Annotated in this window: 16 protein-coding genes; 6 read left to right on the plus strand and 10 right to left on the minus strand. The window is 57.0% G+C overall.

What is annotated here, in order from left to right; all coding sequences use genetic code 11:
• Window positions 1-2 precede the first annotated feature (2 nt).
• Window positions 3-650: a GntR family transcriptional regulator gene (locus AC2FLG_RS02505; RefSeq protein ID WP_142634488.1), complete on the minus strand. Its 648-nt coding sequence runs from the start codon at window positions 648-650 to the stop codon at window positions 3-5.
• 99 nt (window positions 651-749) lie between these two features.
• On the opposite strand from AC2FLG_RS02505, the gene AC2FLG_RS02510 reads away from it, so the two are divergent.
• The 3 genes from AC2FLG_RS02510 (at window position 750) to AC2FLG_RS02520 (ending at window position 2999) form a co-directional block, all read left to right on the plus strand.
• Window positions 750-1394 carry a pyrimidine 5'-nucleotidase gene (locus AC2FLG_RS02510; protein WP_496704860.1) on the plus strand — a complete coding sequence of 215 codons (645 nt, stop codon included), beginning with the start codon at window positions 750-752 and terminating at the stop codon, window positions 1392-1394.
• Between the two features lie 85 nt (window positions 1395-1479).
• The gene (locus AC2FLG_RS02515; RefSeq protein ID WP_496704862.1) at window positions 1480-1728 is read left to right on the plus strand and encodes a hypothetical protein; all 249 of its coding nucleotides are present in this window, start codon (window positions 1480-1482) and stop codon (window positions 1726-1728) included.
• 74 nt (window positions 1729-1802) lie between these two features.
• Window positions 1803-2999, plus strand: a complete 1197-nt coding sequence (locus AC2FLG_RS02520) for a UbiH/UbiF family hydroxylase (RefSeq protein WP_496704863.1) — start codon at window positions 1803-1805, stop codon at window positions 2997-2999.
• Window positions 3000-3009: 10 nt separating this feature from the next.
• Here the strand turns inward: AC2FLG_RS02520 and AC2FLG_RS02525 are convergent, their stop codons facing one another.
• Window positions 3010-4137, minus strand: coding sequence for an aminotransferase class V-fold PLP-dependent enzyme (locus AC2FLG_RS02525; protein WP_496704865.1), 1128 nt, complete (start codon window positions 4135-4137; stop codon window positions 3010-3012).
• A 229-nt stretch (window positions 4138-4366) separates the two neighbouring features.
• Between AC2FLG_RS02525 and hutC the strand changes: the two genes are divergently transcribed.
• Window positions 4367-5068: a histidine utilization transcriptional repressor HutC gene (gene hutC / locus AC2FLG_RS02530; protein WP_142634498.1), complete on the plus strand. Its 702-nt coding sequence runs from the start codon at window positions 4367-4369 to the stop codon at window positions 5066-5068.
• 7 nt (window positions 5069-5075) lie between these two features.
• Here the strand turns inward: hutC and AC2FLG_RS02535 are convergent, their stop codons facing one another.
• Both AC2FLG_RS02535 and AC2FLG_RS02540 read right to left on the minus strand, forming a co-directional pair.
• A complete protein-coding gene (locus tag AC2FLG_RS02535) occupies window positions 5076-5534 on the minus strand; it encodes an Lrp/AsnC family transcriptional regulator (RefSeq protein ID WP_271946423.1) in 459 nt (152 codons plus the stop codon).
• Entirely contained in the window at window positions 5531-5986 is a 456-nt protein-coding gene (locus AC2FLG_RS02540) for an Lrp/AsnC family transcriptional regulator (protein ID WP_496700716.1), read from the minus strand. Before AC2FLG_RS02540 ends, AC2FLG_RS02535 begins: the two co-directional genes overlap by 4 nt.
• A gap of 132 nt (window positions 5987-6118) precedes the next feature.
• Between AC2FLG_RS02540 and ilvC the strand changes: the two genes are divergently transcribed.
• Window positions 6119-7141 (plus strand): ketol-acid reductoisomerase, encoded by a 1023-nt coding sequence (ilvC, locus tag AC2FLG_RS02545; RefSeq protein ID WP_142634504.1) that lies wholly within the window; start codon window positions 6119-6121, stop codon window positions 7139-7141.
• Window positions 7142-7180: 39 nt separating this feature from the next.
• On the opposite strand, the gene AC2FLG_RS02550 is transcribed toward ilvC, so the two are convergent.
• Complete coding sequence (locus tag AC2FLG_RS02550; protein WP_142634506.1) at window positions 7181-7525, minus strand: hypothetical protein; 345 nt, start codon at window positions 7523-7525, stop codon at window positions 7181-7183.
• A 77-nt stretch (window positions 7526-7602) separates the two neighbouring features.
• Here AC2FLG_RS02550 and AC2FLG_RS02555 point away from each other — a divergent pair, with 77 nt between their 5' ends.
• Entirely contained in the window at window positions 7603-8511 is a 909-nt protein-coding gene (locus tag AC2FLG_RS02555) for a DMT family transporter (RefSeq protein ID WP_496690750.1), read from the plus strand.
• On the opposite strand, the gene glmM is transcribed toward AC2FLG_RS02555, so the two are convergent.
• The 5 genes from glmM to AC2FLG_RS02580 all read right to left on the minus strand — a co-directional run bounded on the left by glmM (window position 8508) and on the right by AC2FLG_RS02580 (window position 14025).
• A complete protein-coding gene (gene glmM, locus AC2FLG_RS02560) occupies window positions 8508-9851 on the minus strand; it encodes a phosphoglucosamine mutase (RefSeq protein WP_496690751.1) in 1344 nt (447 codons plus the stop codon). The two genes, AC2FLG_RS02555 and glmM, sit on opposite strands and share 4 nt — an antisense overlap.
• A gap of 38 nt (window positions 9852-9889) precedes the next feature.
• Entirely contained in the window at window positions 9890-10888 is a 999-nt protein-coding gene (gene folP / locus AC2FLG_RS02565; RefSeq protein ID WP_496704867.1) for a dihydropteroate synthase, read from the minus strand.
• Window positions 10885-11805, minus strand: a complete 921-nt coding sequence (locus AC2FLG_RS02570; protein WP_496704869.1) for a dihydroneopterin aldolase — start codon at window positions 11803-11805, stop codon at window positions 10885-10887. Before AC2FLG_RS02570 ends, folP begins: the two co-directional genes overlap by 4 nt.
• A 100-nt stretch (window positions 11806-11905) precedes the next feature.
• Entirely contained in the window at window positions 11906-13234 is a 1329-nt protein-coding gene (locus AC2FLG_RS02575; protein ID WP_496704871.1) for a multicopper oxidase family protein, read from the minus strand.
• A 116-nt stretch (window positions 13235-13350) separates the two neighbouring features.
• Entirely contained in the window at window positions 13351-14025 is a 675-nt protein-coding gene (locus tag AC2FLG_RS02580) for a cell wall hydrolase (RefSeq protein WP_271946407.1), read from the minus strand.
• Between the last annotated feature and the right edge of the window lie 83 nt (window positions 14026-14108).

Below are 14108 nucleotides of genomic sequence, written 5' to 3' on the forward strand. Positions count from 1 at the left end.
CGTCAGCTTTCGCGACGAACCGCATCCTGCTTGAGACGCGTCATGAAAGCGACCGAGATATGCTCTTTCAACGCACGTTCCGCGGCTTGCTCGTCACGGGCGGCAATAGCCTCGACGATGCCTTTGTGTTCACTTTGCGCGATCTCACCGCGCCCGGAAACCGCAAGCGATGTCGTTGCCATCAAGGCCATTGTACGGTGCACAAGGTTCAGCTGTTGCACCAAATAGCGGTTGTGCGAGGCCAGATGGATCTGTTCGTGAAACCGCCGGTTCGCCCGAGACAGGGCGTTTGGATTGTCCACCAGCGCATCATCTTCGGCAACCATTTCCTGCAGCACCTTGATCTCTTCCTCGGTCGCGTGCTTGGCGGCCAAACTTGCAGCGAGACCTTCAAGTTCACGGCGAACGACATATAGCTCTGCCATCTGATTGTGGTCCAATGAGGCCACAATCAGCGAACGCCCGTCGCGTTCAAGCAAGGATTGGGTCTCTAACCGCTGCAATGCCTCGCGGATTGGCGTGCGCGAAACACCGAACCTTTCGGCCAGCTCGCTTTCGACCAGCCTGTCACCGGGCTTGTAGATGCCCACATCAATCGCTTCGAGAATAAGGCTGTAGGCGTCGCTGTTGGACTGCTTGGATTGGGGCATCTTTTGTTTTTCTCCTCGTTCGGACATGTCTATCCGTCTGCAGTGCGCACAATCAAGTACTGCATTGAAAACCTGCGCCGCGCGGCTTAAACGGCAGGCATGGTCAAACCTGCCTTCAGCCATGTCTCCCAATGGGTGTTCGATCTGGACAACACCCTGTACCCGCCGCATATGCGCCTGTTCGATCAGATCGAGGTGCTGATGACGGATTATGTGGTCCAGGCCATCGGCGTCGACCGGGCCGAAGCCGACCGGCTGCGATCCCATTACTGGCGCAAATATGGCACCACGCTGGCCGGGCTGATGGCCGAACATGATCTGGATCCCGACCCTTACCTGCATGCCGTGCATCAGGTGGATATGAGCCATATGGACCCGGACGTGGATCTGGCGGCACATATTCGTGCTCTGCCCGGTCGCCGCATTGTCTATACCAATGGCAGCGCGCCCTATGCCGAACGCGTCCTTGCGGCGCGTGGCCTCAGCGGTTTGTTCGATGCCATCTATGGGGTTGAGCATGCGGGATACCGTCCTAAACCCGAAAAGGCCGCATTCCAGGCCATCTTTGCGCAAGACGGAATCAAGGCAGAAAAAGCGGCCATGTTCGAAGACGATCCGCGCAATCTGGCGGCCCCGCATGAGATGGGGATGCGCACAGTTCATGTCGCGCCCGAACCGCACATGGCCGATCACATCCACCATCATACAGACGACCTGACCGCCTTTCTGGCCCGCCTGCGATAGGCTGTCACACTGCGACGATCTGCACGTACTGCGACCCAGGCGCCGCCCCTATATCCCAACTGCGACGAACAGAACGGAGACCCAGATGTCCGCAATCGAAATACCCGCGCGCTCACCCATCTGGCAGCGCCTGCTATTTGCTGTTCCTCTGTTTGGCTGGATGGCGCGCGATGCGGCCGATGCAGATGGGGACGACTGGTATTACACCGCCGCCGCCATCTTCAGCATGTGGGGCTGTTCAGTGATGCTGTTTGGCTTGCCGGGCTTGTATATCCCCGCCGTCGTGATGGTGCCCGTGATATTCCTGATCCTCATCCTGATCTCGCGCGGCTGACCTGCGAGACAGGATGTCACTTGGCGCGGGAAGTCGAACCGCTCTAGGGTCGGCTCAGAACCAAAGAGGGCGCCATGAACGACCAGTGTGACATCCTGATTTCCGGCGGCGGAATTGCCGGTTTGACCGCAGCGGCGGCCCTTGGCGCGGCTGGATTCAATGTGGTCTGTGTTGATCCTACCCAACCTGTGACCCAGCGGGACGTGGACGGATCGGATTTACGGACCACCGCGTTTTTGCAACCAGCCCACGGTCTTTTGGAACAATGCGGGCTGTGGGAAAAACTCGACGCGCATGCCGCCCCTCTTCAGATCATGCGGATTGTGGATGCAGGCGGCGATGTGCCCGAGCCGCGCGTTGTGCGCGACTTCAATGCCGCGGATATCTCGGACCAGCCCTTTGGTTGGAACCTGCCAAACTGGCTCTTGCGGCGTGAAATGGTGGCCCGTCTCGCTGAACTGCCCAATGTCGATTTTCGCCCCGGAACGGGCACGGTCAGCTTGTTCACCCGTACAGCCGAAGCCCGCGTTGGCCTGAGCGACGGGACGCGCATCCGCTGTAAACTGGTGATCGCCGCAGATGGTCGCAACTCGCCCATGCGAGAGGCCGCCGGGATCAACGTGCACACCACGCGCTATGGGCAAAAGGCGTTGGCCTTCGCGGTTACACACTCGATCCCGCATCAGAACGTCTCGACCGAGATTCACAGGTCCGGCGGCCCGTTCACGCTCGTTCCCCTGCCCGACTGGCAGGGTCAGCCCTCGTCCGCGATTGTATGGATGGAGCGTGGCCCGCGCGCGGTAGAGCTGTTGAACACCGATCCGGAAAGCTTTGAAGCGCTGATGACCGAACGGTCCTGCGGGTTGTTCGGTCCGTTGAAACTGGCCTCTCGTCGGACCATCTGGCCGATCATCAGCCAATCGGCAGAGCGTCTGTCGGGCGAACGCGTGGCCCTGATGGCCGAAGCCGCCCATGTCGTGCCCCCCATCGGTGCGCAGGGGCTGAACATGTCCTTGGGTGATCTGCGATGCCTGCTGGATTTGGCACAGGCCCGTCCCGAGGGCCTGGGTGACGCGCAGATGTTGGATGCCTATCACAAAGCGCGTCATGCCGAGATCGAGGCCCGGGTCAAGGGTATCGACTTGCTGAACCGCGCCTCGATGATCGAAGCGCGGCCTTTACGGGACATACGTGCAATGGGGTTGAACGCGCTGTATTCGCTGCCGACCGTGCGCAAGACGCTGATGCAGATGGGTCTCGGCGTCCGCTAAAGCCCGATGGTCACAAAACCTGGTCCAGCACGCGCTTTAGACGCGCGATTGTGCCGTCAACATCGTACAGCTTGTCCAGACCGAACAGGCCCAGACGGAAGGTGCTGAACCCGTCTGGCTCATCACATTGCAAGGGTACACCAGCAGCGATCTGCATGCCCAAGGCGGCGAATTTGCTGCCGTTCTGGATATTGGGATCCGAGGTATAGCTGACCACCACACCCGGCGCACCAAACCCATCGGCAGCGACAGAAACAATGCCCTTCTCCTTCAGCATTGCCCGTACACCGTCCCCCAATGCCCACTGGGCGTCACGCAGTTTGTCAAAGCCATAGTCTCGAGTCTCAGCCATCGTGTCGCGGAAGGCTTTCAGCGCATCTGTTGGCATCGTGGCGTGATAGGCGTGACCGCCATTTTCATAGGCTTGCATGATCTGACGCCATTTCTTCAGGTCGATGGCAAAACTGTCCGAAGTCGTCTCCTCCAGCCTTGCCTCAGCCTGTTCGGACAGCATGACAAGACCCGCGCAAGGCGATGCGCTCCACCCTTTCTGAGGGGCCGAGATCAGGACATCCACACCCGTCGCCTTCATATCCACCCATGCGCAGCCCGAAGCGATGCAATCCAGAACCATCAGCGCCCCAACCTCGTGGGCTGCGGCTGCCATCGCCGAAATATAGTCGTCGGGCAGAATGACCCCGGCCGCCGTTTCGACATGCGGCGCAAAGACAACATCCGGGCGCCCATCGCGGATCGTTTCGATTACTTCCTCGATCGGAGCAGGCGCAAATGGGGACGTTGCCGAGTTGCCGGTCTGGCGCGCCTTCAGAACTGTTGCCGACGCCGTCAACCCACCGGACTCGATGATCTGGCTCCACCGATAGGAAAACCAGCCATTCCTGACCACCAGAACATTGGCATTGCGGGCAAACTGGCGCGCGACTGCTTCCATTGCATAGGTACCACCGCCCGGGATAACGGCCACACCGTCAGCGTTGTAAACGCCTTTCAGCATCTCAGAGATGTCGCGCATCACATGCTGAAACTGAACCGACATGTGATTAAGCGAGCGATCGGTGAAGACGACCGAAAACTCCTCTAACCCATTGGGGTCAATTTTGTCCAAAAGCGGGGGCATTGGTATTCCTTTCAAATTTCACGAAACGAGCGGGTGTTCGCAACTTCGCTCACTGCCTCTCAGTTATTACTGAAAATTGACCCGACGGAACCCGGTTTCCTAAGAAAATTTTAACGCCTCAAAGGCCCTATCGACAACTAATGACGCCAAACAGTGTCAGCAACCCTTTACACCCCTACGTGTTTCTGACCAGATACATACACTTTGGAGAAGAAAGGTATTTTCACTCGTGACTGCGCATAAGCGGATCAGTTTTCAGTTTGTACGTGACGAAGTAAAACGACGAATAGAAACCAGAGTTTGGCCACAGGGGTCGGTGCTGCCGACAGAAACCCAGTTGGCAGAAGAATTTAATTGTGCCCGTGCCACGGTAAATCGTGCTTTGCGGGAACTGGCAGATCAGGGCTTCGTTGAAAGAAAACGTAAAAGCGGAACGCGGGTCAAAAAAGAACCCAGCAAACACGCAAAACTGGAGTTTTCCCTGACCCGACTGGATGTCGAGGGGCAGAACTCCACCTATCGTTATGCGCTGGTCGAGCGTAATATCGTCTCCAGCCCCGGATGGCTTGCCTCTCAGTTAAGCGTCTCGCAAGAAGCGCGTGTTTTGCATATTGTCTGCATGCACTATGCAGACAACCGGCCGTTTCAACTGGAAGAGCGCTGGATCAATATCGACGCAGTTCCAGAAGTGGAACATGCTGACCTCGACACCAAAGGCCCGCATGAGTGGCTGTTGCACGCCGCCCCCTTCACCGATGCTGAAGTCGCCTTTTGCGCGATTTCGGCAGATGGACGGCTGGCTGAATTCATGGGGACAACCTCGGGGACGTCCATGATCCAATTAGAGCGCACGACATGGAAAGACGGGCAGCCAATTACCTTTGCGCGCATGACACATCATCCCGGATATTACATCCGCACTAGGTACTGAAACGGGCCTAGCCGATAGGCCCGGGTAGCCTCTCTTCGCTCAGCAATACATTGGCTTCGACATCTCCGGCCCCGGGCAAAGTCATTATCCGGCGGCGCAGAACACGTTCAAAGTCCGAGAGATCCCGTGCCACGACGCGCAAACGGTAATCATAGAGGCCCAACACATGTTCAACGGTTTGAACCTCGGGGATCGCACTGACGGCACGTTCGAAATCTTCAAGGCTGACCTGACCTTTCCGCGCTAACTTGACCCCCAGAAAAACTGTCACCCCAAACCCCAACGCTTCTGCATTCAAACGCAGGTGGCGCCCCTTTATGATCCCCATCGTTTCAAGCCTCCGGATACGGCGCCACATCGCGGGCTGAGACAGGCCGAATTTACGCCCCAAGGCACCCGCGCTTTGCGTTGCATCCTGGATCAGAGCGCGCAGAATTTTGCGGTCGAGCTCATCCAATTCGGTCATAGCGGCAGCACCTCATCGCTTTTGACCCGCGCGATATGCATCAATGCCTCGATATCTGCGATATGCGGTAAAGTCAGGATACGGTCACGATACAGCTGCTGGTAATGTGCCATATCCTTGGCAAGCACAGATAAGCGCACATCCACACGGCCCAAAAAGGTCTGAATCTCGATCACCTCGGGAACCTCACGCGCGACACCCATGAACTCGTCGAATGCACGCGGTTGGGTCTTATCCAGCGTCACCCGCAATGAAACCTCGACTGCATATCCCAATGCGGCCCAGTCAATGATCGCCTCTTGGGCTTGAATAATCCCGACCTCTTGCATTTTTTCGATACGCCGCCAGCAGACACTTGTGCTGATGCGACAAAGCTCGGCCAACTCAGCGGTTGTCAGCGTCGGGTCGGCCTGGAAATGACGCAGAAGCCTGCGGTCAACATCATCAAGCATGATTTTTTCTTTATTGCTATACTTCAAGAATAGATACTCGAGTTATCCTTGATAATTCAAGGATAACAGTATCGCTATCCTTGGAAAATCGCCTTAAAACCCACAGCAATCGAAACAGAAAGGACCAGCATCATGCGCGTCTATTACGATCGCGATTGCGACATCAACCTGATCAAAGACAAAAAAGTGGCCATCCTGGGTTATGGCAGCCAGGGTCATGCACACGCGCTGAACCTGCGCGACTCGGGCGCGAAGAATCTGGTCGTTGCCCTGCGCGAAGGCTCGCCTTCGGCTAGGAAAGCCGAAGCCGAAGGCCTGGCGGTCATGGGCATTGCAGAAGCGGCAGCCTGGTGTGATGTCATCATGTTCACCATGCCCGATGAATTGCAGGCCGAAACTTACAAGAAATACGTGCATGACAACATCAAGCCGGGTGCTGCGATTGCGTTCGCCCACGGCCTGAATGTTCACTTTGGCCTGATCGAACCGAAAGCAGGCGTAGACGTCATCATGATGGCCCCCAAAGGCCCCGGCCACACCGTCCGTGGTGAATACACCAAAGGTGGCGGCGTTCCCTGCCTTGTGGCTGTTGACACTGACGCAACCGGCAAAGCGCTGGAAATCGGTCTGTCCTATTGCTCGGCCATCGGTGGCGGCCGTTCGGGCATCATCGAGACCAACTTCCGCGAAGAATGCGAAACCGACCTATTCGGTGAACAGGCGGTTCTGTGTGGCGGTATCGTCGAGCTGATCCGCTGCGGCTTTGAAACTCTGGTCGAGGCTGGTTATGCACCCGAAATGGCCTATTTTGAGTGTCTGCACGAAACCAAGCTGATCGTGGACCTGATCTATGAAGGCGGAATCGCCAACATGGATTACTCGATCTCGAACACTGCTGAATACGGTCAGTACGTCACTGGTCCGCGCATCCTGCCTTATGAGCAGACCAAGAAGGCAATGAAAGAGACCCTGTCGGACATTCAGAGCGGCAAGTTCGTACGCGACTTCATGCTGGAAAATGCTGTGGGTCAACCCACCATCAAAGCCTCGCGCCGTTCCAATGACGAGCACCAGATCGAAGTGGTCGGCAAAAAGCTGCGGGACATGATGCCCTGGATTTCGGCCGGTAAACTGGTCGATCAGGAAAAGAACTGATCCTATCGTGACGCCGCCCCCCGGGGCGGCGTCATTCATTTAATGGGCGTCAAAAATTTCTATCGACGGCCCGCCAACAATATCCACATGGGTATACATCGGGTTCGAATGCTGCTCGAACCGCACCGGCTTGTCGACAACCACCGAGGGCCATTTCCCGGGCTTCTGACAGAGGAAGATGTTGAGCAGCAAATGGCTGGGATTGATCCCCTGCGGATTGGCGATAACCAACATGGGCTCGACCCCTGGATTACCAACCGTGACAATGCCCGTCACAATCAACCTAGCGGGCCCCGGAGGCATCTTGTTGTTCCAAGCATACCAATCTCGTGAAGCCACATCGTCTCCGGGCTGGCAAACAGCATTCACTTCTTTGTAGTCCATAATTTGTCTCCAAATTCTTTTTCCAATACCCCTACAATACCACACTCGCAGCTAATTGTGACGAAGCAGGCAATACCATGAGCGAACCCTCTGAAATCACCAATAAAAACTGGCTTATGGTCGCTGTACTTGGCTTCATCTGGGGCGGCACATTTATGGTCGTGGCCATCGCGCTCGAAGGGTACGGGCCCGTCACAGTAGCAACAGCGCGCACGACTCTGGGCGCGCTTACCCTTATACTGCTGATGGGGGCGACGGGTCGCAAATTGCCAACAACCACGCGGGGCCTTTGGCCTTCAATCATCGTGATCGGCATTCTGTCGACGGCCCTACCTTTTTTGCTGCTCAGCTGGGGCCAGCAATATGTTCCGTCCGCCTTTGCGGGCCTGTCGATGGCGGCCATCCCGTTGATGGTGTTGCCACTGGCACATTTCTTTTCGGATGAGCCCCTCAACGCGCGGCGTTTTGTTGGCGTATCACTTGGATTTGCAGGCGCACTGGTGCTGATTGGCCCTGGCCTTGCACAGCTTGGTCAAGGTGCGGAACCACTGGCACAGCTGGCATGTATTGGTGCTGCACTGTGCTATTCCTGCGCTTCTATATTCACGCGCAGATGCCCTCCGGTCGATCCGGTTGTTCTGGCTGCGCTCACTTTGCTGGTCGGCGCGGCGATCTTGTTGCCCATCATGCTGGTAACCGAAGGGGTGCCAAATTGGCATGGCGCACGGCCTAGCCTCGCCATAATCGCATTGGGCCTTGTTCCGACCGCCTTTGCCACGTTGTTGCGCGTCTCGATTATTCGCAGCGCCGGGTCTGTTTTTCTGACGCTGGTCAACTACCAGGTTCCGATATGGTCGATGGTATTTGGCGCGTGGATTCTGTCCGAGGCATTGCCGATACGGTTTTACGTTGCTCTGGCGATGATCCTGACCGGGCTAGCGATCAGCCAGTGGTTCAGCCTGCGCAGAATGCTTGCCGGTCGCTAGCCTGCAACCGCCGCGACCTCAGCAACGATACTGTCAACGACTTGGGCCAACAGCTGATCATCTTCACACTCCGCCATGACGCGGATCAGAGGTTCAGTGCCGGATTTACGGATCAGTAATCGGCCTTTTCCTTTCAGACGCTCTTCGGCATCCGAGATTGCGGCTTTCACACCAGTTGTTTCCAGCGGGGCCTGCCCCTCGCCATAGCGCACGTTCTTCAACAGTTGCGGTACTGTTTCGAACTGAACCGACAGTTCGGATGCGTTGCGCCCGGAATGTACCATTTCAGCCAGGAAATGCAGGCCCGCCATGAGGCCATCGCCTGTGGTGGCATAATCGCTCATGACGATGTGGCCAGATTGTTCACCACCCAGGTTGAAATCTCCTTCACGCATCCGCTCGACTACATAGCGGTCGCCTACGGCCGTTCTTTCAAGCCTGAGCCCCTGCGAACCGAGATGGCGTTCGAGACCAAGGTTGGACATGACTGTCGCGACCAAAGCGCCGCCGCGCAAGCGGTCTGCCTTGGCCCAAGAGGTCGCTAACAACGCCATCAACTGATCGCCGTCGGCCACGTGTCCGTGCTCATCCACGATCACAACCCGATCGGCATCACCATCCAGGCAGATCCCGACATCGGCCCCGTGCGCCACCACTGTTTCAGCTGCAAGCTGAGGTTTGGTCGAACCGCAATTCAGGTTGATATTCTTACCGTTAGGAGATGTGCCTACAGGAATGACCTCGGCCCCAAGTTCCCACAAAACTTCGGGTGCGGTACGGTGCGCGGCGCCATTGGCGCAATCCACCACCACTTTCAAACCGTCCAGCCTAAGATCGCGGGATAGCGAAGATTTCACCCGCTCGCCATAGCGAAACCGCGCATCGTCTACCCGGCGGGCCCGACCGATATTTTGGGCCTGCGCAGGCTTAACCCCTTCTTCGATCAGCCGTTCGATTTCAATTTCCGCCTGATCCGACAGTTTGAAGCCATCAGGCCCGAAAAACTTGATCCCGTTGTCTTCGGCGGGGTTGTGACTGGCCGAGATCATCACGCCCAGATCGGCGCGCATTGACCGCGTCATCAGGCCGACAGCCGGCGTTGGAACCGGTCCCAGCAGCAAAACATTCATCCCGGTCGAGGTCAGCCCCGCCGTCAGAGCGTTTTCCAACATATACCCAGACAGGCGCGTATCCTTGCCAATAACAACACGGTGCACGCCGGATTGGTCACGTCGGAAGTACCGCCCAACCGCGGCCCCCATGCGCAGGGCCATCTCAGCCGTGATCGGATGCGTATTGGCGGTGCCACGCACCCCATCGGTTCCGAACAGCTTGCGCATTGGTATCTCTCCGTAAATTCTTGCTTGTTGCGACCGGATTACCGGACGGCGGCCCATAGACGCAAGGCCTGAGCGGTTTCAGCGACGTCATGAACACGAAGGATCTGCACACCCTGTGCCAATCCGGCCAGCCCCACGGCGATGGATCCCGGCGCACGGGCATCTTTGCGGGGCTCTTTGCCAATCTGCCCGATGAACCCCTTTCGGGACACGCCCAGCAGGATCGGACACCCCAAACCGTGAAACAGGCTGAGATTCTGCAGAAGGATAAGATTGTGCTTTTCGGTTTTGCCAAATCCTATGCCCGGGTCGATAACGATCTGGTCACGGCTCATGCCGAGGTCTTCAAGAAACCCGACCTGCCCATGTAGGAAGTCATAAACATCCAGCAAAACACTGTCGTAAGTCGGGTCGTCCTGCATCGAACCTGGATCGCCCTGCATGTGCATCACACAAACGGACGCACCAACCTGGGCACAGAACGGCGCAAGGTCCGGATTGAAGGTAAAGCCCGAGACGTCGTTGATCAGCCCTGCCCCGGCTTTCCAAGCGGCTTTGGCAACGGCGGCTTTGCGGGTATCTATGGAAATCAACGCATCGGTCGTCGATCTGATCGCCCGAACCAAAGGTTCCGTACGGGCGATTTCCTCATCTTCAGGGACAAAGGTTGCACCCGGGCGTGTCGACTCTCCTCCGATATCAAGAATACTGGCGTCCCGCGATACCATGTCCCGAGCCGCAGCCTGTGCCGCCTCGACCGAGTTATGCACCCCGCCATCCGAGAAACTGTCCGGCGTGGCGTTGAGGATCCCCATGATCTGAGGGCAATCCATCGCAACTCCAGAAACAGCTGCCCGTGGACGTGTCAGTCGATCCAGCACATCCCCCGGAACCTGCGCAGCCGGGATGATGCACGCGGCTTCAGTCCGGCTCAGACGTTCGACATGGGTAAACCACAGCTTCTGACCGGCTAAGGTCACCGCCCCTTCAGGGCGCACCTCACCATGCTGAACCAGGGGTCGGTAGTAAGCAGTCACAGATTCGCCTGATCCACCGGCACAGCGCGCAGCGGAATCTGTGGCGATTCCGGCAGGGCGCCTCCGAAAACCAACAGCTCACTTGCTTCGAAAGTCGCGGCAAACCACGCCGCCAAAGCGACCGCGTCAGAGGGTGCGGCAGATGGCCCATCCACCGCATCAAGAACGATCTTAGACGGGGCCCAAACACAAATCTGTCCGTTCTTCATGGCCCAATCCAACTCAGTCCGCGTTGAAACGACGACACAGCGAAGGTCACGCGCGGCCAATACCCAGGCGTTTTGCTCGATGGCCAAAAGGTCGATCCGGCGTTGTGTCATGGCGTGCCCGGTTTGTGAAACGGCCATCTCCGCCGCCCCAACGCATAGGATCAAGGGGCGTTTCCGATTCTCCAACTGGTCGATCCAACCGGTCAGATTGTCCGAAGCGATTGCTTCGTTTGACAGGAAGGCCAAACGCGGGTGCGGACGCTCTTCCTCGACCAGATCGTGGTGAGATGCATCTTTACCGCGCACGATCTCGACGCCCAAAGCGCCGGGTCCTCGGTCCAGTTTTTCTATTCTTACAAAAGCCCTTACGGCCTGAGGCTCAAGCAAAATTCTTTCCGCAATCCGATCTGCCAGAGTTTCCAGCAGGTTCAACCGCTCGGCTGACAGTTCAAAGGCGATAGCCTCGGTCACACGATCATATGACAAAATGCGATCAACATCGTCGTCAATCGGATCGGTCAAAGGGCGCACCTCGACAACGATATTAAAGCAAATGCGTTGCGTCGTTCCGCGCTCGGCCTGAAAAGCGCCAATTTCGACCTCGACAATATGGTCCCGCAGAGAAATGCGATCCAGAGGTCCCCGCGTGGCTGTCGCTTCGGACCGCTCGGAGGGGTGCGCAAAGGCAAGACGGATTTCAGAACTCATGCGGTTGACCCTTTGGGCTTGGTGGACTTTTCGGACCTATTTACACATTGCAGGCCCTATAACACTGCAACAAGCGCCATTCCAGTCTTCGAATGCGGCGTCAGCTGACGCGAAACCAGCTCATCATTCCCGATGCTGAATGACCCAGCATATGGCAGTGTAACAACCAGTCGCCTGGATTGTCAGCAATCAGCGCGATTTTACGGGTCTGACCCCGCCCTATCAGTATTGTGTCGCGCCAGGGGCCCAGCGTGCCGTCATCCAGGATGATGCGGAAATGGTGCCCATGCAGGTGCATAGCGTGGGGAAACGCCGTTTCATTGACAAACTCAATCTGATGAGCGCTTCCCAATCGTGCATCCAGAAACGGCTCATCCGGTCGATCAGAATTGCCATTCAATGCCCAAAACCTCCCGAGTTGGGCCAATTCACGGCCTGATAGCTCGGTCTCGCCCATATTAGCGGAATCCAGCCAGCGCATGGCCCCGCCTTGCAGCGTCATGCGATGGATCGGTGCGTCGTCCAGCCGAACCTTAGGCATCTCATTTGCTGGCAAAGGGCGGATTCCAGTCCTGTTTGCCGCCGCCTGACCGGCCACCGCAAGCCGAACCAGACCGAAGCTTTCACCGCGTTCTTGACTAACAAGCCCGGCAATCTGACCCTCATCACTTTGCACATCCACGATCAGATCCATCCGCTGAGCAGGTGCAAGCGGGACGTTCCCGGAAAACGGCAAAGGGTCAACCAGAGGCATTCCATCCAAAGCGACGATCCAACCTGTCAGACCATCAAGCCCCAGATCGAATATCCTGGCATTTGCCGCATTGATCAGCCGCAGCCTCAGGCGCGCGCCGCGCGCCACTGCATATTCTGGATCAAACTGGCCATTAACTGTGACGAGATTACCCAAACGCCCGGCGTGGCTGAGGTCGTGCTGGTTATCAAAATCTTCGACGATCTGTCCGGTTTCCGGGGTCAATCGCCAGTCGTCCAGGATAAGGGTCAAATCCTGATCCACATCAGGCAGATTATCTTCTTCGACAATCAATGGGCCGTAGAGGCCACGCGCAACCTGCTCCATGGATCGGTTATGGGCATGATACCAATATGTCCCCGCATCCGGGACCACAAAGTCATAGGTAAAACTGTGGCCAGGCTGAACAGCGTCCTGCGTCAGACCCGGAACTCCGTCCATTGCATTGACAATCCGAATGCCATGCCAGTGGATCGTAGCGGGTTGGGGCAAATCGTTTACCAATCTGCGCCGGACGCTTTGCCCTTTGCGCAGGCGAATTTCTGAACCGGGCACATTTCCACAAAAGGACCAAACCGAGGTCTCGGGGTATCCGTCAGGGGCCAGCTGACGGGAGACGATCTGGGCAACCAAATCATCTATCGCGGCATGCACTGCCTTGGGCAACAGCAACATTGCTGTACCGGATTGCAATATCTGTCTGCGTGATAACAACAATACGGGCCTCCTTGGCCCGCAATCTAAACCGATTTTCGTCCCGCGCCAGTAGGGTTCCAGCGCGGGTGCGTCAATCAGTTGCTCGCCGTCTGATAGTTGTGACGGTAGAAAATATGAACACCGATACGCGCGGTTTCCTTGTAGACCTTGGCCCAAGACGGGCGCACTGCGGTCGTGTGATAATGCGTAGCCCCTTCGGTGAGCTTTTTGGCAGCCCCGTCGATGGCTGTACGCGCGACTTTCGCTACACGCTCATAGGCCTTCTTTTCACGGATCACTTCCTCTTGACCGTCACAGGTATAGGTGAACTGGCACTGGTATTTCTTACCTGTGCCCTGATTGATCACACCACACAGCGTGTCGGGAAAGCGGCTGCTGGCAACACGGTTGAGGATAACCTCCGCCACAGCAAACTGACCGCGCACGCCTTCGCCGCGCGCTTCAAAGTACAACGCCTCGGCCAGGCACTTGAACTGTTCGCCTCCGGTGGCGGTGGGTTGCTCGTCCAACCAGCTCTTGGAGTAGGACACTTCTTTCGGCTCAGGCTCCTGTCGGGGCTTGAACAAATTCAGATAATCGCGAAAATTCTGACCGGGCAGTTCGCTACGGGCGACCAGCTCACGTTTCGCAGTATCGGTTGCTTCCCTCTCAGCGAAGGACACACTAGGCAGCATGGTTGTCGCCATAACGGCAACAGCCAGAATATATCTTAGCATCAGATAACCTCGCACAGGCACATTCTGCGCCATACCCTCCCCCGGCGGGCGCGATGAGGCTCATACCGAATTGAATCGGAAACGTCCAGATCAGAAGAAGATGCAAGTGGAAAATC

It is taken from the genome of Ruegeria sp. CDSA193, assembly GCF_059611885.1.